The sequence below is a fragment of the Burkholderia sp. RS01 genome (genome assembly GCF_039748055.1).
In the GTDB taxonomy this organism is placed as follows: Bacteria; Actinomycetota; Actinomycetes; order Actinomycetales; family Micrococcaceae; genus Arthrobacter.
Genome location: NZ_JBDLAK010000004.1, coordinates 193,274 through 210,970 on the forward strand (window position 1 = coordinate 193,274; position 17,697 = coordinate 210,970).

Below are 17,697 nucleotides of genomic sequence, written 5' to 3' on the forward strand. Positions count from 1 at the left end.
TCCTTGAAGCAGCTATCGTGGCGGCATGGCAAATGAAGAGGTGCTGGCCGCCATCCGCTCCGAACTGCGCGCCGCGGCGGACCCGGTGCGCGGCGCCGCGGCTCAGGCCTACATGAAGTCGTCCACTCCGTCCCTCGGCGTCCGGGTGCCGGATGTGCGAAAGGCCACGAAGAGCATTGCGGCGGCCCATCCCTTTGCCTCCGCCGAGGACCTGCGGTCAACCGTGCTCGCCCTGTGGCGGGAGGCCGGCTACCGCGAGGAACGCTACGCGGCGATCGACCTCACCGGGCTGCGGCTGGTTGCCCGTGACCTCGGGATGCTGCCGGTGTACGAGGAAATCATCCGCACCGGCGCATCGTGGGATTACGTGGACGGCGTGGCCCACCGGATCTGCACCCTGCTCCAGGCCCACCGGGAGGAACTCACGCCCGTGCTGCTCCGCTGGAGCGCGGACCCGGACCTCTGGATCCGTCGGGCCTCCATCACCGCCCAGCTGGGCGCGAAGTCCCGCACGGACCCGGCCCTGCTCGCGAGCGTCATCGAGGCGAATATGGCCGACGGGGAGTTCTTCATCCGCAAGGCCATCGGCTGGGTGCTGCGCGAGTACGCCAAAACCGAGCCTGACTGGGTCCTGGACTTTGTGGCCCGGAACGGCCCTTCCCTCAGCCCGCTCTCGCGCAGGGAAGCCCTGAGGAACGTCGCGGTCAGATGACGGGTCGCGTGGTGACCGGCTGGTCCGACTTGCTGAACAGCAGCTTGGTCCTCCGGTCCAGGAAGATCAGGTAGAGCGCAAACAGCAGGGCGATGATGGCCGCGGCGTTGCGGGCAAGTGCCAACGCCAGGCCCAGGTCCTCAGTCTGCAAATACGGGAAGACCTCCAGCTGGTCTGAAATCGCGTAGACCATGAAGAAGGACACGATGAAGTACAGGGCTTTGACCTGCCAGTCATCGCGGATGCCGGTCACGGCAAACAGCGGGATCAGCCAGACGACGTACCAGGACTGGATCATCGGGGCCAGCACCACCACCGCCGCAAACGCCAGCGTCAGCCGGCGCATGATGCGGTCGTGGTCTCCCCTGAAGATCTGCCAGGCGACGATTCCCACGGCAAGCACCTTGCCGGCGTCGTAAACCAGTTTGGCGAGGCCCCACCCGTCGAAACTGAACGCGTTGGCGATGGAGGCCACCACCAGGCCCAGCAGGCCCACCGGGGCGTACCAGATCCACACGCTTCCGGGCGCGGACAGGCCGTTGATCCACCCGAAGCCGAAACCGTTCACCAGGCTCATGAGGTAGAGCAGGGCAAAACTGATTCCCGCGGTCAAGCCCCAGAAAACAAACCTCCGCGGCCAGCTGGCTCCCTTGCCCGCCCAGAGCAGTCCGATGAAGGGCAGGAAGACCACGGTAATGGGCTTCACCGCAATGGAGGCCGTCACCAGGACAATTCCGAAGATGACGCGCCTGGTGGCTGAGTAATACAGTCCGGCTAGGGCAAGGCCGATCATCAGCGAGTCGTTGTGGACGCTCGCAATGAAGTTGGTGAGGAAGAGCGGATTCGCCGCCGTAAGCCAGAGGGCGCGGTGGGGATTGACGCCGTGGAGTTCGGCGAGCTTGGGGACATAGATAATGCACAGCGCCACGCCGGCCAGCGCGGCGAGGCGGAACAGCATGATGCTTGCCTCGGGGTGGACGTTGGTGGACCAGACCACGAACTGCTCGATCCAAAGGAACAGCTGCCCGTACGGCACCGGGGCTTCGGTCCACATTTTGTCAGCGCCGAGCTGGAAATAGTTGGACAGGGCCGAGATGCCGTTCTCGTACGGGTTGAACCCCTCCACCATCAGCCGGCCCTGGCCGATGTAGGCATAAACGTCCCGGCTGAACAACGGGACCGTGAACATCATGGGCAGGCCCCACGCGGCAATGGCCTTCAGGGTGGCTTTTCGGGCCGCCTCACCCCAGATGTGGATGTGCTGGCCAAGCCTGAGCCACGCCCGGACCAGCAACATGCCGCCGACGGCCAAGAGCACGATCGACAACGCGACGCCGATGGCCTCGGTGCGCATCCAAATAAACAGCGGCATCCGCCGCAGCTCCGACGCCGGAGCCAGCCAGCCAACGCCCAGGGAGCCGATGACTAGGAACACCGAGCCAATGAAACCGGAGAGGATGGGCGAGCGGGGGTTGTCCACCTCTGCCGGGGCCGGGTCTGTGGAAAGGCCGGTGGCCTTTTCCCCAATCGCAGGCACGGGCGCCGTCATCTCAGGATCGTCCAATCTGTTGTGGGCATACTGCCGCCATCTGCGCCCGTTATATCCGGCCAGAATGGATCGCGGCAGGCGCACTGGGACGTCGCCACGTACCCGAAATCTTAGCACCGGACCGCAGCAGGACGGCTAAACGGTAGGCTGATCGGGTGCCTATTACTAACGAACGCATCGTCTGGATCGACTGCGAAATGACCGGCCTTGACAGTGTTAACGACGCCCTGATCGAAGTGGCTGCCCTGGTGACGGATTCCGAACTCAACATCCTCGGGGACGGGGTGGACGTCGTCATCAAGCCCGACGACGCGGCCCTCGCCCAGATGAATGACTTCGTCCGGGACATGCACACGCGCTCGGGCCTCCTCGAAGAGCTCCCCAAGGGAAAGACTCTGGCTGAGGCCGAAGCCGCCGTCCTGGAGTACATCCGCAAGTGGGTGCCGGATGCCCGCAAGGCGCCGCTCGCCGGAAATTCGGTCGGCACGGACCGCGTGTTCCTGGCCCGTGACATGCCGTCGGTCGTGGAGCACCTGCACTACAGGATCGTTGACGTGAGCACCATCAAGGAACTGTCGCGGCGCTGGTTCGCCCGCGCCTATTTCCAGGCACCCGCCAAGCATGGCGGGCACCGCGCGCTCGGCGACATCAAGGATTCGATTGATGAACTCCGCTATTACCGGGAAGCGGTCTTTGTGCCGGCCCCCGGCCCGGACAGCGTCACCGCCCAGCAGATCTCCAAGCGGATATCGGATCCGTCCACACCCGCCGATGAGCTCGCGGCGGGGACCGTTCCTTCGGCGGCCCCAGTGGAGCCCGGAAAGTAATCTGCGCCACGTTTGAGGGAAATTTTGCCGAAATGGCCAAAAGTGGCAAAACCACCCCCGAACAGCAGGTAAGCTATTTGACGTTGCCTTTTCGGACGAACGGCTTGCCGGACAGTCTGTCGGGGCACATGGTGGGCGTAGCTCAGTTGGCAGAGCGCCTGGTTGTGGTCCAGGAGGTCGCGGGTTCAACCCCCGTCGCTCACCCTCACCAAGGACGGCATTGACTTGCCGCCCAATCACAAAGGCCGCACCGGTTATCCGGTGCGGCCTTTGTTCGTTTCGCACCATTGCCGGCTGAAGTCCGCCCTGCACCAAAGGATCCATCTGACATGACCGTTCTGCCTATCACCATCTGGGGCGAGCCGGTGCTGCACCGCCGCGCAGCCGAAGTTGAGGTGTTCGACGACGAACTCCGCCAGCTGATTGCCGACATGTTTGAGACCAATGACAAAGCCAACGGCGTGGGGCTGGCCGCACCCCAGGTGGGCGTAGGCAAACGGATCTTTGTGTACAAGTACGACAACGAGGACGGCGCGCCGCCTTCCGGGGTCCTGGTCAACCCCGTTCTGACACTTTCCAAGATCTCCGGCGCCCTGCCTGACCCGGACGAGGAGGTTGAGGGCTGCCTCTCCTTCCCGGGAGGCCAGTACCCCCTGAAGCGGGCGGACTGGGCGCGGGTCCAGGGCTTCGACGGGTTCGGCAACCCGGTGGACTTCGAAGCCACGGGCTGGTTCGCCCGGGTGATCCAGCATGAATACGACCACCTGGACGGCCGGCTCTACGTGAACCGCCTCATTGACAGGTACGCCCGCAAGGCGATGAAGCAGGCCAAGAAGAGCGGCTGGGGCGTCCCCGGGCTGACGTGGATGCCGGGAGTGGATCCGGACCCGTTCGGGCACTGAACCCTTCACTCACCGGGCTCGCGGCCCGGGCGCGGCTTCACCGGGTGGCATGGCTCGCAGCTTCACCGGGCGGCAATGGTCTGCTGCTGCGGGCAGGAGCTCAGCACGCGGGCCATGGCGTCCTTCTCCGGCTGCGTTACCCAGAGCCCGTAGGCCGTTTTCACCGAGATTTGCCGTGCGACGTAGTGGCACCTGAGGGCCTTGTTTTTCGGCAGCCAGGTTCCGGCATCCGAGGCGCTCTTCTCCTGATTGGCCGGGCCGTCCGCCGCAATGAGGTTCAGCGGATCATTGGCCAGATTCTGCCGCTCCCTGGGCGTGAGCTGCTGGGCTCCTTTCTGCCAGGCGTCGCCCAGGGCAACCACGTGGTCGATCTGCACGTCCTTGCTGGTGTCCGCGCCGCGGGTGAACGTCGCAACCCGGCCGACATACGGCTCGTGCATCGTCCCGGACACGACCTTGCACTTGGAGTCCTTCGCAAACACCACCTCGCGGAGATCGCGGCGCAGGATGTCATTGCGGGTATCGCACCCGTTCCGGTCGGCATCCTGCCAGGCCGGCCCGAACGCCGAGCGCTGGTAATCGTTCTTTGGCGCACGGCCTTTGACTGCGAGGCCCTCGAGGGCCGCTGCCGCACTGCCGCCGGGCACCGGGCGGGGCGGGATCACAGGCTTCATCCAGGCCGGGTCGAAAACGGGGGCCTCACTCGGGCCGGACACTGCCGGCTCCGCTACCGCAAACTGCCCGGCGATGAAAAACCAGATGATCAGGGCGACCAAAACAGCGGCGAAAGCCCCCAGCACGGCCCACGCCTGGCGCGAGCGGCGGCGGGCGCGCCGGTAGGCGGCCCAGCTGACGCTCACGTGCTCCGGGGCTTCAGGTCGGGTTTTCTACTCACCCCCAGAGCCTAGGCCGGAGCACTGACATCGGGGCCGTAATCCACAGTGTTGAGGAGTGGTGGGCTGTGCAGGAACAGTCGAGCAGTGCTATTGCTCCCGCATCACCCGCCGTAGGTCCACGTTGGCGAGGTCAAGAAGGCGTTCCAGTTGGGCCACCCTGTCGTCGCCGATTTCGCCGGCCGCGTGCGCAGCGCGGGCTTCGTCCAACAACAGCTGAGCTTTCTTTTGGTTGGCTCGCGCTACGTCGAGGGCATGTTCCAAGGTTGTCTCGTGCTGGAGAGTCGCGTCGTGTTCCATGTCACCAGTCTGGTCCCCTTTCCCGGCTGATTCCAGAGACTCGGCTGGGAACTTCCGGGGAAACAACGCAACCCGCTGCCAGGGCAGCGGGTTGCGTTGGATGGCTCCTAGGCCGGGTTACGGGCCCGGGGCTTCTAAGCCGGGTCGGCGTCAGGCCAGTGCAGCGGCGGCCAGCACGGGCGCGGCGTCCTTGACGGAGTCCTTGGCGGGAAACGCCGGAGGATTCACGCCGGCCATTTCCTCCATGACGCGGACCACCTGGCAGCTGTAGCCGAACTCGTTGTCGTACCAGACGTACAGCACCAGGTTCTTCTCGTTGGCGATCGTGGCCAGGCCGTCCACGATGCCTGCCCGGCGCGAGCCGACGAAGTCCGTGGACACAACCTCCGGGGAGTCGATGTAGTCGATCTGCTTGCGCAGCTCCGAGTGCAGCGACATTTCCCGCAGGAAGTCGTTGATCTCGTCTTTGGTGGTTCCCCGCTCAAGGCTGAGGTTCAGGATCGCGAGGGACACGTCCGGCGTGGGGACGCGGATGGAGCTGCCCGTGAGCTTGCCCAGCAGTTCCGGCAGCGCCTTGGCCACGGCCTTGGCGGCACCGGTCTCGGTGATGACCATGTTCAGCGCAGCGGAGCGGCCGCGACGGTCACCCTTGTGGAAGTTGTCGATCAGGTTCTGATCGTTCGTGAAGGAGTGCACGGTCTCGACGTGGCCGTGGACCACACCGTACTTGTCGTTGATCGCCTTCAGGACCGGGGTGATGGCATTGGTGGTGCACGATGCTGCGGTCACGATCTTGTCCGAGTCCAGGATCGTTCCGTGGTTGATGCCATGGACGATGTTCTTCAGGTCGCCCTTGCCCGGGGCCGTGAGGAGCACGCGGGCCACGCCCTTGCTCAGGAGGTGCTGGGACAGGCCTTCGGCGTCGCGCCAGCGGCCCGTGTTGTCAACCACCAGGGCGTCCTTGATGCCGTAGGCCGTGTAGTCGATGGTGGCGGGGTTGTCCGAGTAGATGACCTGGACCTGGACGCCGTTGGCGGTGATGGTGTTGGCTTCCTGGTCCACCTTGATGGTGCCTTCGAAGGAGCCGTGCACCGAGTCGCGGCGCAGGAGGCTGGCGCGCTTGGACAGGTCGTTGTCGGAGCCGCGGCGGACCACGATGGCGCGCAGCCGCAGGCCGTGCCCGCCGCCTGCCTTTTCGATGAGGAGGCGTGCCAGCAGGCGGCCGATCCGGCCGAAGCCGTAAAGCACGACGTCGGTGCTGGTGCGGTCGTCTGCGCCCCGCTTGCCTACTATCTCGGCCAGTTCGGCGCGGAGGAATTCCTCGAGAGTGGCGTCGCCGCCGTCGGACTTGAACTTCTGGTTCAGGCGCGCGATGTCGATGGCCGCGGCGCCCAGCTCCAGCTTGGCGAGGGTGTCCAGCAGCGGCGCGGTCTCCTCCAGGAGGAGCTCATCCTTGCTCATCCGGCGGGCAAAGCGGTGGGCCTTGAGGATGTTCATGGTGGATTTGTTGATCAGGCTGCGCCCGTGGATGGAGGTCACCACGTTGTTCTCGCGGTACAGCCGGCCGATCACCGGGATCATGGCCTCGGCGAGCGCCTCGCGGCCCATCCACGTATCAAGACAAGAATCTGACGTCTGGCTCACAGAACTACCTTCCTTGGTTCAACCGGATACGTCGTCGTAAACCGGATGGCGGCCACCTGAAGTTATCCAGGGGCGCTGGCACCGGCAGGGTTTCGGTCCACCCCGGATGCCGTTGTACGTTGCAAAGAAAAACCGCCGGCTGCGAACGCAGATCCGGCGGAAGAACTTCTACGTTCACTGTCCATTCTAAGGCGGGGCCGTATGCCCGGACCGCCGCCGCGTGCGTGAATTCACTCACACCGGGCAGGGCACGAAGCTGGCCAAGGGGATGGATGGGTTGACCGATACGCCGGGTTCTGTGCTCCCGTGCCGTTACCAGCGCGGGAGTAGCGGCCATCCATCTACGGACGCCGTTGCCGACGCCCTCCAGCGGCCTACCCGGGCACTCGGGCGAGCAGCCCTCAATCGTGCCCTGTCTGGCCTTGCTCCGGGTGGGGTTTACCTAGCCTTCCCGGTCACCCGGGAAGCTGGTGGTCTCTTACACCACCGTTTCACCCTTACCTGCTTCGTGCCGCTTTCAAAACGGCGCGGGGCAGGCGGTCTGTTTTCTGTGGCACTGGCCTGCGGGTTACCCCGAGTGGGCGTTACCCACCACCCTGCTCTGCGGAGCCCGGACGTTCCTCGAGCCACTCGCGTGACGCGCGGCCGCCTGGTCAACCCATCCGCCGTCCAGTCTACGGGCTTCCCGGCCTGCCCCGCTCCGCGCCGGCCCCGGGGCTCGGTGAGACAATTAATACGCTAGAACTCTCACTAAGGAGGGGATCCCATGGACCCCACCAGCATCGTTATTGTCGCCATCCTCGTCGTCCTGCTGCTGATTGCGGCGAGGATGTCCATCCGGATCGTCCGGCAGTATGAGCAGGGCGTGCTCTTCAGGCTGGGCCGGGTGGTCGGAGTCAGAATGCCGGGGCTTCGCTTCATCATCCCGGTCATCGATCGGCTTCACCTGGTCAGCCTGCGGATCGTGACCATGCCCATCCAGTCGCAGGGCATCATCACGCAGGACAACGTCAGCGTCGACATTTCCGCAGTGGCGTACTACCGGGTGGTGGACGCCGTGAAGTCGGTGGTGGCGATCGAGAACGTCGCTGCCGCCATCAACCAGATCGCCCAGACCACGCTGCGCAAGGTGGTGGGCCGGCACAGCCTTGACCAGACACTGTCAGAGACGGAGCAGATCAACACCGACATCCGCGAGATCCTGGACGCCCTGACGCTCGAGTGGGGCGTGGCGGTCACGCTGGTGGAGCTGAAGGACATCCAGCTGCCGGACGGCATGAAACGCGCCATGGCCCGCCAGGCGGAGGCCGAGCGGGAGAAGCGCGCCAAGATCATCGCCGCCCAGGGCGAGGCCATCTCGGCGGCCGCCCTTGGCGACGCCTCGGACACCATGATGGCGCATCCGCTGGCACTGCAGCTCCGGAACCTGCAGTCCCTGGTCGAGATCGGCGTCGACAGGAACACGACCGTTGTTTTCCCGGCGCCGCTGATGAGCACCATCGGTGAGCTCTCGGCGTTCCTGGCCCGCGAGAGCCAGGCCGCGCAGGCGGCAGCGTCACAGGCCGCGTCGTCGCAGGCGGTGACGTCCCAGGCCCCGCCGTCACAGGTCAAGGCCGCCTAGCCACCGGCCCGTCCGTTCGGCCGGGGCCGGAGTGGCAGGCACCGCCCGCCTCAGGCGCCCGGCGGCAGGCGGCCGGCGGCCGGCTGAGGCTTATGATCGGGGCATGGGCAACCGTCCCGTAGCGCGACGGCGGCTGCTGCAGTGGACAGCGTCCGGAGCCGGCGTTGCCGCGCTGGCAGCCTGCACAGGCCTCCCGGGCCCCGGGCCCGCACCGGCCAGCGCGAAAGCGGACAGCACGACGGCGGCCACAGCGCCGCCGTCGACAATCCCTGGCGGCCCTCCGGCGGTGGAAATGACCACCGGCTCCTTCGTCTCGACGTTCCGGCCCGCGGCGGCCACCCTCTGGACTATCGCCACGCCCGCTGTGCCCGGCAGGGGCGCCACGGACTATCCCGTTGCCGTCTTCCTCCATGGCCTGGGCGGCAACAACAGGGGAATTTTCGATGTTCTTGGGGCGCAGGCAGTCCTAGGGCGCCATCTCGCCGCCGGCGGGGCGCCGTTCGCCATTGCCGCGGTGGACGGAGGCGACACCTGGTGGCACGCCCGCGCGGACGGCAGCGACACCCAGTCGATGCTCGTGAAGGAATTTGTGCCTTTCCTCGGCGGCGAGGGCTACGACCTTGGGCGGATCGGCCTCTTCGGCGTGTCAATGGGCGGCTTCGGTTCCCTCCTTCTGGCCTCGCAGGCCCGGCTCCCCGGACTCCGGGCTGTGGCGGCCATGAGTCCGGCAGTCTGGGCCAGCTACGACGCGGGAATAGAAAGCGCCTTCGACAGCCCGGCCGATTTCGCGGCCAACGACGTGTTCGCGCTCCGGCCGCGGCTCGCAGCAACGCCCAAACGGATCGATTGCGGTACCGAAGACGAGCTGTTCGCCACGGTCAGGGACTACGTTCGCGGACTCCCCGTCCCGGCCGAAGGAGGCTTTCAGCCCGGTGGCCACGATGAGGCCTACTGGCGGTCCGTCCTGCCGAATGTCGTGTCATTCCTGGGCTGGCACCTCGGCTGAGCCTGCGCCTGCGGAAAGTGCCTCCGGCACGCGCACCGGTAAGATCGTACGGTGCTAATCCTGCTCCCCCCGTCCGAAGGCAAGACTCCGGCCGTCCGCGGCAACTCCATGGACTGGGCGTCCCTGAGCTTCCCTGAGCTCAACACCTACCGGGCCAAGGTGCTCGATGCCCTGGGAACGGTCAGTGCGCACGAGGACGCCCTCGCCATACTGGGCGTCGGAGCGTCTCTGAAGGACGACGTCGAACGCAACACCCGGCTTCACGCGGAACCGGCCGCGCCGGCGCACCAGGTCTACTCCGGGGTGCTCTACGATGCGCTGGGCTACAAGACATTGACGCCTGTCCAGCGCCGCAGGGCGGATGAATCGGTGCTGGTGATCTCGGCACTCTGGGGAGCCATCCGGTTCGCGGACCCGGTCCCCGCCTACCGGCTGTCCATGTCAGCGGCACTGCCCGACGTCGGACGCCTCGCGTCGTTCTGGAAACCGCAGCTCACGGACGCCCTCGCCGCCGCGGCTGACGGCGAGCTGCTGGTTGACTGCCGGTCGAGCACCTATGCCGCGGCGTGGACTCCCCCGGCGTCGAACACCGTGGCCGTGAACGTCTTCACTGAGGTGAATGGCGTGCGCAAGGTGGTCAGCCACTTCGCGAAGCACACCCGGGGCGAGCTGGCCCGGCACCTGCTGACCCGGCGGGGCAAGGCTCCGGAGACGCCGCAGCAGCTGCACAAGGCCGCGGGCGAGAAGTGGACTTCGGAGCTCGTGCCCGGCACGGCCCGCAAGGCACATGCACTGAACATCATCCTGCCCGGCTGACACCCAAGTAGGTAGCAGCAGGCGCCGTTCTCAGCGCTGGGAACCGTGCGTACTGCTACCCAGTTGGGTCAGACCCATTCGGCGGAGCGCACCAGGATGCAGCCGGAGTCGGGGCAGAAGACGATGTCGTCCTCGGCTGCGGCCTTTATTTCGGCGAGGTCGCCGGGGCTCAGCTGCATGCCGGAGCCTTCGGACGTGCCGTGGAAGAGCCTGGCGGCGCCAACTCCGCGCTTTGCCAGCGTTTTTTCGTACACGGCGAGCATTCCCGTATCCAGGCCTGCGGCGAACTCGGCGCGCCGGGCGGCCACCTCGGTTGCCTCGGCGGCGATTTCGGCAAGGGCGGCGTCGAGTTCCGCGCGGATCACGCCGAACGAGCCCTGGATGTCGTCAACGATGCGCTGCTGGGCCGCCTGCCGTTCGCGCAGGCCGTCCAGCCGCTCCAGCACCTCGAGTTCGACGTCTTCAAGATCGGAGCGCCGCTTGTTGAGCGAGGCGATGTCCTTTTGCAGGGCCACGAGGTCCTTGGACAGGCCCGTGCCGCTGTTGAGCCTTGCTTCGTCCCGTTCAATGCGGCTAGCCACCTGCTCCACATCGGCCTCGGAGCGCTTCAGCTCCGCCTCCGCATCGTGGACGGCCATCTTCGCGGCACCGAGCTCTCCGTTGGCGATTCCGAGCGCCGCCTGGAGATCCGAGATCCGGGGATCGGTTTCAAGGCTGCGGCGGCGGTTGGACAGTGACCTGAGCCTGGCGTCCAGGCCCTGGAGATCGAGCAACTTCAACTGTTCCGCCGGTGCTGCCTTGGCCACGATTACCTCCGCTTGTTCCCATCCGGCCTGCGCCGGGCACCCCTACGGGGGCTTTATAGACTCTAGTCCCCGCCGGGAGTCAGAATGAAGTCCCACGGATCGCTGTTGGTGGTGCTCACCCGGATCTCGACGTCGAGGCCCTGGTCCCCGAGGACATTTCCGAGCGCGTCCGCCGCAGCCGGAAGCCACAGCCACTCGCTGGCGAAATGCGACACGTCAATAAGGTAAGGGCGGCCGTTGACCGCGGCCTCGCGCGCCTCGGACGCCGGGTGGTGCCGGAGGTCGGCCGTGACGAACAGGTCCGCATTGCTGGCCCGCACTTCGTCCAGGAGCGAATCCCCCGCCCCGCCGCAGACGGCAATCCGGCGGACCAGGCCGTCCTTGTCCCCGGAGACCCGGACGCCGCCCGCCACCGACGGCAGGATGCCGAAGACCCGGGCCGCGAACTCGCCCAGGGTGGTTGCCTCGGCCAGGTCCCCCACTCTGCCGATGCCTTCCTCCGGAAGGCCGTTGGCGGCAGGGGTCAGCGGTGCAACGTTTTCCAGCCCCAGGGCGTCGGCCAGCACGTCGGAGACGCCTCCGACGGCGGAATCGCCGTTCGTATGGACGGTCAGCAGCGCCGTGCCCGACTCAATCAGGCGGTGGACCGCCCTGCCTTTGGCGGTATTCGCCGCGACGGTGGTGACACCCCTGAGCAGCAGGGGATGGTGCGTGATGAGGAGCTCCGCGCCCCATTCGATGGCCTCGTCGATCACCTCAAGCGTGGGATCCACGGCGAACATGACCCGGGTGACTTCAGCGGACGGGTGTCCTGCCACGAGGCCCACCTCGTCCCACTCCTCGGCCAGCGACTCGGGCCAGAGCTCTTCGACTGCCAGCATGAGCTGCCCGAGCGTGGCTGCAGCAGGTGATTCCGCGGCGTCTTCCGGAGTTTCCTCCGGTGCTGCTGCCACGTCACTGTTCACAGGTTCCATACTCATATTTTTACCCTACAGTCGGGCCTGTCCCGTGGCCGTTACGAGGCCGTAGGGTTACTTGGGGAATCATCCGCGTGCCTGAACCATTGAAGAGGACATGAAAACTTTTGTGCTTGGCGGAGGATGCTTCTGGTGCCTCGACGCCGTTTACCAGAAAACGAGGGGCGTCACGTCCGTCGTCTCGGGATACACCGGCGGCCACGACCGCCACCCGGACTATTACTCCGTCTGCTCAGGCACCACCGGCCACGCGGAGGTTGTTGCCGTAACCTTCGACGAAGATGTCATCCCCGCCGACGTCATCCTGGACATGTTCTTCGCCCTGCATGACCCCACCACGCTCAACCGCCAGGGATACGACGTCGGCACTCAGTACCGCTCATCCATGTTCTATGAGACCACCGAGGAGAAGATCCTCTTCGAGGAAGCGATCGAGCGGAACCAGGCCCTGTGGTCACGGCCCATCGTGACTGAGGTCAGCCGGCTTCCTGACTTTTATCCCGCGGAAAATATCCACCAGAACTACTACGCCAAGTTCCCCGAACAGGGTTACTGCCAGGTCATCATCAACCCCAAGCTGGCCAAGGCACGGAAATATTACTCTGCATGGCTTAATGCTTAGCAGGGTCGCTTGCGCCCTCGTTAGGCTGACCAAAGTATTCCCTCCTGAGAGATAGGCGTAAGTACATGGCACGGATCTACGACGATGTAACGCAGCTGGTAGGCGGCACCCCCCTGGTCAGGCTGAACCGGCTGACCGAGGGCCTGGATGCCCAGGTGGCCGTCAAGCTCGAGTTCTACAACCCGGCCAACAGCGTCAAGGACCGCATCGGAGTCGCCATCATCGACGCCGCTGAAAAGTCCGGCGCGCTCAAGCCCGGCGGGACCATCGTTGAAGGTACGTCCGGCAACACCGGCATCGCGCTGGCCATGGTGGGTGCTGCCCGCGGCTACAAGGTCATCCTGACCATGCCGGAGACCATGTCCACCGAACGCCGTGTCATGCTGCGCGCCTTTGGTGCCGAGATTGTGCTGACGCCGGGGTCCGAAGGGATGCGCGGCGCCGTGGAGAAGGCCCAGGAAATCGTGGCCAACACGGAGAACTCCATCTGGGCACAGCAGTTCGCCAACGAGGCCAACCCGGAGATCCACCGGAAGACCACGGCCGAGGAAATCTGGGAAGACACCGACGGCAAGGTCGACATCTTTGTGTCCGGCATCGGCACCGGCGGAACCATCACCGGCGTCGGGCAGGTCCTGAAGGAACGCAAGCCCGAGGTCCAGATCGTGGCCGTCGAACCCAAGGACTCCCCCATCCTCAACGGCGGCGCACCCGGCCCGCACAAGATCCAGGGCCTCGGCGCCAACTTCATCCCCGAGCTCCTGGACACCAACGTCTACGACGAGGTCTTGGACGCCACCCTTGAGGATTCCGTGGCCGTGGCCCGGGACCTCGGCGTCAGGGAAGGCATCCTAGGCGGTATCTCGTCCGGCGCCATCGTTTGGGGCGCGCTGGAACTCGCCAAGCGCCCGGAGAACGCGGGCAAGCTGATTGTGGCTGTGGTCTGCGACTTCGGTGAGCGTTACATCTCCACCGTCCTCTATGACGACATCCGGGGCTAAGCCTTAACCAGCTGCTTTCCGTTTCCTGTAGAAAGATCTTTGTGGGCTTCTTCGCAAGACTTAAGGAAGACCTCGACGCCGCCCGGTCCCACGACCCGGCGGCTCGAGGCTCTTTTGAGAACTTTTTCGCCTATTCCGGGCTCCACGCCATCTGGGCGCACCGGCTGACGCACAAGCTGTGGCAGAATCCTGCACTTCGGTTTCCGGCGCGGCTCATTTCGCAGCTGACGCGGTTCCTGACGGGAATCGAGATCCATCCGGGTGCCACGATCGGACGCAGGTTCTTCATCGACCACGGCATGGGCGTGGTGATCGGTGAGACGGCCGAAATCGGCGAAGACGTGATGATCTACCACGGTGTGACCCTTGGTGGCAGGTCGCTCGCGAAGGTGAAGCGCCACCCCACCATCGAGGACCGTGTGACGATCGGGGCCGGGGCAAAGATCCTCGGGCCCATCACGATCGGACGGGACAGCGCAGTGGGCGCCAACGCCGTCGTCGTCAAGGATGCGCCGCCAGAGTCCATCGTGACCGGCGTACCGGCCAGCTGGCGCCACCGTGACGCCCAGCGTGAGACCAAACCGGCCGTGGATCCGGCCGAGTATTACATCGAGTACCGGATCTAAGCTCAGCGCGCTACGCGCTTGAGGACGGCCATGACGGCGGCGTCATACGCCCGGTCCGGCAGGATCCGCCGCAGCGCCAGGATTGCGGCCGCGCCCCGGCCTACGGGGTAACGCGTCTTAGGGCGCGCCGAGGTCGCCGCATGCAGGACTGCGTCCGCTACGACTTCCGGGCGCGTGGACGTGGCCGGCCTGTCAGTGGACGCCAGCACAGCGGCCATTTCCTTTGCCTGGTCCATGTACGGGCCGCGTCCGGAGCTGGCCAGCAGCCCCTCAGCGGAGATGCGCCCCCATTCAGTCAGGGTGCTAGCAGGTTCAATGATTGATACGCCGACGCCGTGCGGCTTCAGTTCGAGCCGCAGGGCATCACTGAGGCCTTCGACGGCGAACTTGGTGGCGTGGTACCAGGTGCCGAGCGGCTCGTAGAACTTTCCGCCGATGGACGAGATGTTGATGATCCGCCCCTGCCCCGCGGCGCGCATGGCCGGCAGGACCAGCTGGGTCATCCGCGCGAGGCCAAAGACGTTGACATCGAACTGCCGTCTGCCTTCCGCCAGATCCACTTCCTCCAGCGCACCGAAGGAGCCGTAGCCGGCATTGTTCACCAGGACGTCGATCCGGGCGTGTGCGTCCAGGACGGTGTCCACGGCGGCTTTCATCGACTCTTCGTCCGTGACGTCCAGTTCCAGGACGTTGACGCCGTGGGCTTTGAGGGGTTCCATTCTGTCCACCCGCCGTGCCCCGGCGTAGACCGTGAATCCGTAGGCGGCGAGCTTTTGCGCGGACTCAAATCCGATGCCTGTGGATGCTCCGGTGACGAACGCTACTGGCTGGGACACTCGTGACTCCTAGATTTGCGGAACGGTGTTCGGCGGAACAGTTGGCGCCGGACACAACAACGGCCGGCACCTCCCCAGAGTATCGGGGATGTGCCGGCCGTTGGCGTCAGAACGGTCGTGCGCTAGCCGGAGACTGCGTTAACCGGTGACTAGTGGGTGTCCACTGCCTCGATCTCGGACTTGTCCTCGCCCCACAGGGTGTGGAATGTGCCTTCGGCGTCAACACGGCCGTAGGTGTGGGCGCCGAACAGGTCGCGCTGGCCCTGGATCACGGCGGCCGGCAGGCGCTTGCGGCGCAGGCCGTCGTAGTAGGCCAGCGAAGAGGAGAAGACCGGCACGGGGATACCCAGCTGCACAGCCGTGGCAACCACGCGTCGCCAGGCCGGAAGGACCTCGGCGATGGCCTTGGTGAAGGCCGGGGCGAACAGCAGGTTTGCCGGCTTCTCGTCGGCGGCGTAGGCCTTGGTGATTTCCTTGAGCAGTTCCGCACGGATGATGCAGCCGCCGCGCCAGAGCGAAGCGATCTCGTCCAGCTTCAGGTCCCAGCCGTATTCCTTGGCTGCGGACGTCAGCATGTCCAGGCCCTGGGCGTAGGAAACCAGCTTGGAGGCGTACAGCGCCTGGCGGACGTCCTCGACGAACGTCTCCGGAACGTCTACGGCGATTTCCTCGCCGGCGAGGAGTTCCTGGGCCAGCTTGCGCTGCTCGGCCTGCGAGGACAGTGCGCGGGCGAACACGGACTCGGCGATGCCCGACGTCGGGGATCCCAGCTCGAGGGCGGAGATGACCGTCCAGCGGCCGGTGCCCTTCTGGCCGGCGGCGTCGACGACGACGTCCACGAACGGCTTGCCCGTGCGGGTGTCCACGTGGCCGAGAACCTCGGCGGAGATTTCGATCAGGAACGAGGCGAGATCGCCCTTGTTCCATTCGGCGAAGATCTTGGCCTGCTCGGCCGGCTCGATGCCGGCGCCGGAGCGGAGGAGATCAAAGGCTTCGCCGATGACCTGCATGTCGGCGTATTCGATGCCGTTGTGGACCATCTTGACGAAGTGGCCGGCGCCGTCGGTGCCGATCCAGGCGCAGCAGGGCTGGCCGTCGACGTTAGCGGCGATCTTTTCCAGCAGCGGGCCGAGGGCGTCGTAGGACTCCTTGGAACCGCCGGGCATGATGGACGGGCCGTTGAGTGCGCCCTCCTCGCCGCCGGAGACACCGATGCCGACGAAGTGCAGGTCCTTCTTGGCCAGGGCGGCTTCGCGGCGGCGGGTGTCCTCGTAGTGCGAGTTGCCGGCGTCTATGATGATGTCGCCCGCCTCGAGCAGCGGTTCGAGCTGCTCAATCACGGAGTCAACCGGCTTGCCGGCCTTGACCATGATCAGGACCCGGCGCGGCTTCTCGAGCGAGTTAACGAGCTCTTGGAGGCTCTCGGTCCGGACGAAGTCGCCTTCGTGACCGTACTTTACCAGCAGTGTGTCGGTCTTCTCGACCGACCTGTTGTGCAGGGCAACCGTGAAGCCGTTCCGGGCCAGGTTGCGGGCTAGGTTGGCGCCCATCACCGCAAGGCCGGTGACACCGATGTGTGCTGACATCAAAACTCCAATTCATTTCTGTGCAACGTGTGCAATAGGTCCCGCACGTCCTGCGGAACACGCTTAAGGCAAAGTGGCTGTGAATAAACCATATGTATTGCGGGCCACGTGGGGAAAGTGGCGCCCACGTAGTGGAAAGACGCGCGTCACAAACAGTCTATGATGTGCGGCCCCGCGCGCGCCCCGCGGCCGGGGTGAGGCGGGAAACAAACCGGCGCCGCCCGATTATGCTTACCAATATGTCAACCAGCCTCCACCACCGTGCCATCGAGCACCTGGGAACCCGAATCGTCGGCGGAAGCCTCCCCACGGGCCACGTCATGCTGGCGGAGGAGCTGGAGGACGAACTGAACGTGTCGCGCTCGGTGGTCCGCGAGGCCGTCCGGGTGCTCCAGTCACTCGGCCTGGTGGAAACCACCAAACGCGTGGGAATCAGGGTCCTCCCGCCCCACCGCTGGAACCCTTTCGACCCCCAGGTCATCCGCTGGCGGCTGGCCGGCGAAGGCCGCGGCGCCCAGCTAAGGTCGCTCGCGGAACTGCGGTCCGCCGTCGAACCCGTTGCCGCGGAACTCGCCGCCGTGAACGCTCCGGACGATCTCCGCCAGGAGCTGCTGGAGGTGTCGCTCGCCATGCGCGACGCCGGGCAGGCCGGCGACGTGCCCCGGTTCCTCGAGCTGGACATCCAGTTCCACTCCCTGCTGCTGAGCGGGTCCGGCAACGAAATGTTCGCCAACCTCGTAGGCCAGGTGGCCGAGACACTGACCGGCCGCACGGTGCACGGGCTGATGCCGGACCGCCCCCGCGACGTCGTGCTCCAATGGCACCTGGACGTTGCCAAGGCCATTTTCACCGGCGACGCCGCCGAAGCCCGCGAGGCGTCAAGCATGATCATGCGCCAGACCATCTCGGAGATGGAGCCCGTGTGGCTGGAGCAGCCGCGGGTGTTCGTCCCGGTGCAACGCCGCTAGCAGCT

The 17,697-nt window shown here is 65.7% G+C and carries 18 protein-coding genes, 1 tRNA gene and 1 other RNA gene; 11 read left to right on the forward strand and 9 right to left on the reverse strand.

All coding sequences use genetic code 11. The features are described from left to right. Nucleotides 1-25 precede the first annotated feature (25 nt). Nucleotides 26-712 (forward strand): DNA alkylation repair protein, encoded by a 687-nt coding sequence (locus tag ABFP37_RS05930; RefSeq protein ID WP_078028780.1) that lies wholly within the window; start codon nt 26-28, stop codon nt 710-712. On the opposite strand, the gene mptB is transcribed toward ABFP37_RS05930, so the two are convergent. Continuing rightward, on the reverse strand, nt 705-2,261 hold the full coding sequence (gene mptB / locus ABFP37_RS05935; protein ID WP_078028779.1) for a polyprenol phosphomannose-dependent alpha 1,6 mannosyltransferase MptB: 1,557 nt from the start codon (nt 2,259-2,261) through the stop codon (nt 705-707). The genes ABFP37_RS05930 and mptB overlap by 8 nt on opposite strands. Nucleotides 2,262-2,416: 155 nt before the next feature. Between mptB and orn the strand changes: the two genes are divergently transcribed. The 3 genes from orn to def all read left to right on the forward strand — a co-directional run bounded on the left by orn (nt 2,417) and on the right by def (nt 3,990). Next, nucleotides 2,417-3,088, forward strand: coding sequence for an oligoribonuclease (gene orn, locus ABFP37_RS05940; protein WP_260680691.1), 672 nt, complete (start codon nt 2,417-2,419; stop codon nt 3,086-3,088). Between the two features lie 131 nt (nt 3,089-3,219). Next, a tRNA-His gene (locus ABFP37_RS05945) sits at nt 3,220-3,292 on the forward strand. A gap of 125 nt (nt 3,293-3,417) precedes the next feature. Beyond that, the gene (gene def, locus ABFP37_RS05950) at nt 3,418-3,990 is read left to right on the forward strand and encodes a peptide deformylase (protein ID WP_078028777.1); all 573 of its coding nucleotides are present in this window, start codon (nt 3,418-3,420) and stop codon (nt 3,988-3,990) included. Between the two features lie 62 nt (nt 3,991-4,052). On the opposite strand, the gene ABFP37_RS05955 is transcribed toward def, so the two are convergent. The 4 genes from ABFP37_RS05955 to rnpB form a co-directional block, all read right to left on the reverse strand. After that, nucleotides 4,053-4,850 (reverse strand): HNH endonuclease family protein, encoded by a 798-nt coding sequence (locus tag ABFP37_RS05955; protein WP_078028776.1) that lies wholly within the window; start codon nt 4,848-4,850, stop codon nt 4,053-4,055. Between the two features lie 123 nt (nt 4,851-4,973). Further along, on the reverse strand, nt 4,974-5,183 hold the full coding sequence (locus ABFP37_RS05960) for a hypothetical protein (RefSeq protein ID WP_078028775.1): 210 nt from the start codon (nt 5,181-5,183) through the stop codon (nt 4,974-4,976). A 150-nt stretch (nt 5,184-5,333) separates the two neighbouring features. Next, the gene (locus tag ABFP37_RS05965; RefSeq protein WP_347033005.1) at nt 5,334-6,827 is read right to left on the reverse strand and encodes a glyceraldehyde-3-phosphate dehydrogenase; all 1,494 of its coding nucleotides are present in this window, start codon (nt 6,825-6,827) and stop codon (nt 5,334-5,336) included. Nucleotides 6,828-7,096: 269 nt separating this feature from the next. Continuing rightward, nucleotides 7,097-7,488: RNase P RNA component class A (gene rnpB, locus ABFP37_RS05970), an RNA gene on the reverse strand. Between the two features lie 105 nt (nt 7,489-7,593). Between rnpB and ABFP37_RS05975 the strand changes: the two genes are divergently transcribed. From ABFP37_RS05975 to ABFP37_RS05985, 3 genes are all read left to right on the forward strand, one after another. Next, complete coding sequence (locus tag ABFP37_RS05975; protein ID WP_078028772.1) at nt 7,594-8,448, forward strand: slipin family protein; 855 nt, start codon at nt 7,594-7,596, stop codon at nt 8,446-8,448. A 103-nt stretch (nt 8,449-8,551) separates the two neighbouring features. Next, entirely contained in the window at nt 8,552-9,454 is a 903-nt protein-coding gene (locus ABFP37_RS05980; RefSeq protein ID WP_078028771.1) for an alpha/beta hydrolase-fold protein, read from the forward strand. Nucleotides 9,455-9,505: 51 nt separating this feature from the next. After that, complete coding sequence (locus ABFP37_RS05985; RefSeq protein ID WP_347033006.1) at nt 9,506-10,270, forward strand: peroxide stress protein YaaA; 765 nt, start codon at nt 9,506-9,508, stop codon at nt 10,268-10,270. A gap of 68 nt (nt 10,271-10,338) precedes the next feature. Here the strand turns inward: ABFP37_RS05985 and ABFP37_RS05990 are convergent, their stop codons facing one another. Together ABFP37_RS05990 and ABFP37_RS05995 are read right to left on the reverse strand one after the other, a co-directional pair. Further along, nucleotides 10,339-11,076 carry a C4-type zinc ribbon domain-containing protein gene (locus tag ABFP37_RS05990; protein WP_078028769.1) on the reverse strand — a complete coding sequence of 246 codons (738 nt, stop codon included), beginning with the start codon at nt 11,074-11,076 and terminating at the stop codon, nt 10,339-10,341. Nucleotides 11,077-11,138: 62 nt separating this feature from the next. Next, a complete protein-coding gene (locus tag ABFP37_RS05995; RefSeq protein WP_347033007.1) occupies nt 11,139-12,056 on the reverse strand; it encodes a Nif3-like dinuclear metal center hexameric protein in 918 nt (305 codons plus the stop codon). Nucleotides 12,057-12,150: 94 nt separating this feature from the next. Between ABFP37_RS05995 and msrA the strand changes: the two genes are divergently transcribed. From msrA to epsC, 3 genes are all read left to right on the forward strand, one after another. Then, nucleotides 12,151-12,675 (forward strand): peptide-methionine (S)-S-oxide reductase MsrA, encoded by a 525-nt coding sequence (gene msrA / locus ABFP37_RS06000; protein ID WP_347033008.1) that lies wholly within the window; start codon nt 12,151-12,153, stop codon nt 12,673-12,675. A gap of 65 nt (nt 12,676-12,740) precedes the next feature. Then, nucleotides 12,741-13,676: a cysteine synthase A gene (gene cysK / locus ABFP37_RS06005; RefSeq protein WP_078028766.1), complete on the forward strand. Its 936-nt coding sequence runs from the start codon at nt 12,741-12,743 to the stop codon at nt 13,674-13,676. A gap of 41 nt (nt 13,677-13,717) precedes the next feature. Next, nucleotides 13,718-14,302 carry a serine O-acetyltransferase EpsC gene (epsC, locus tag ABFP37_RS06010; protein WP_078028764.1) on the forward strand — a complete coding sequence of 195 codons (585 nt, stop codon included), beginning with the start codon at nt 13,718-13,720 and terminating at the stop codon, nt 14,300-14,302. Nucleotides 14,303-14,304: 2 nt separating this feature from the next. On the opposite strand, the gene ABFP37_RS06015 is transcribed toward epsC, so the two are convergent. Both ABFP37_RS06015 and gndA read right to left on the reverse strand, forming a co-directional pair. Next, nucleotides 14,305-15,138 (reverse strand): oxidoreductase, encoded by an 834-nt coding sequence (locus ABFP37_RS06015; RefSeq protein ID WP_347033009.1) that lies wholly within the window; start codon nt 15,136-15,138, stop codon nt 14,305-14,307. Nucleotides 15,139-15,287: 149 nt separating this feature from the next. Continuing rightward, nucleotides 15,288-16,724: an NADP-dependent phosphogluconate dehydrogenase gene (gene gndA, locus ABFP37_RS06020; protein ID WP_347033010.1), complete on the reverse strand. Its 1,437-nt coding sequence runs from the start codon at nt 16,722-16,724 to the stop codon at nt 15,288-15,290. Nucleotides 16,725-16,963: 239 nt separating this feature from the next. On the opposite strand from gndA, the gene ABFP37_RS06025 reads away from it, so the two are divergent. Next, nucleotides 16,964-17,692, forward strand: a complete 729-nt coding sequence (locus ABFP37_RS06025) for an FCD domain-containing protein (RefSeq protein WP_347033011.1) — start codon at nt 16,964-16,966, stop codon at nt 17,690-17,692. Nucleotides 17,693-17,697 lie beyond the last annotated feature (5 nt).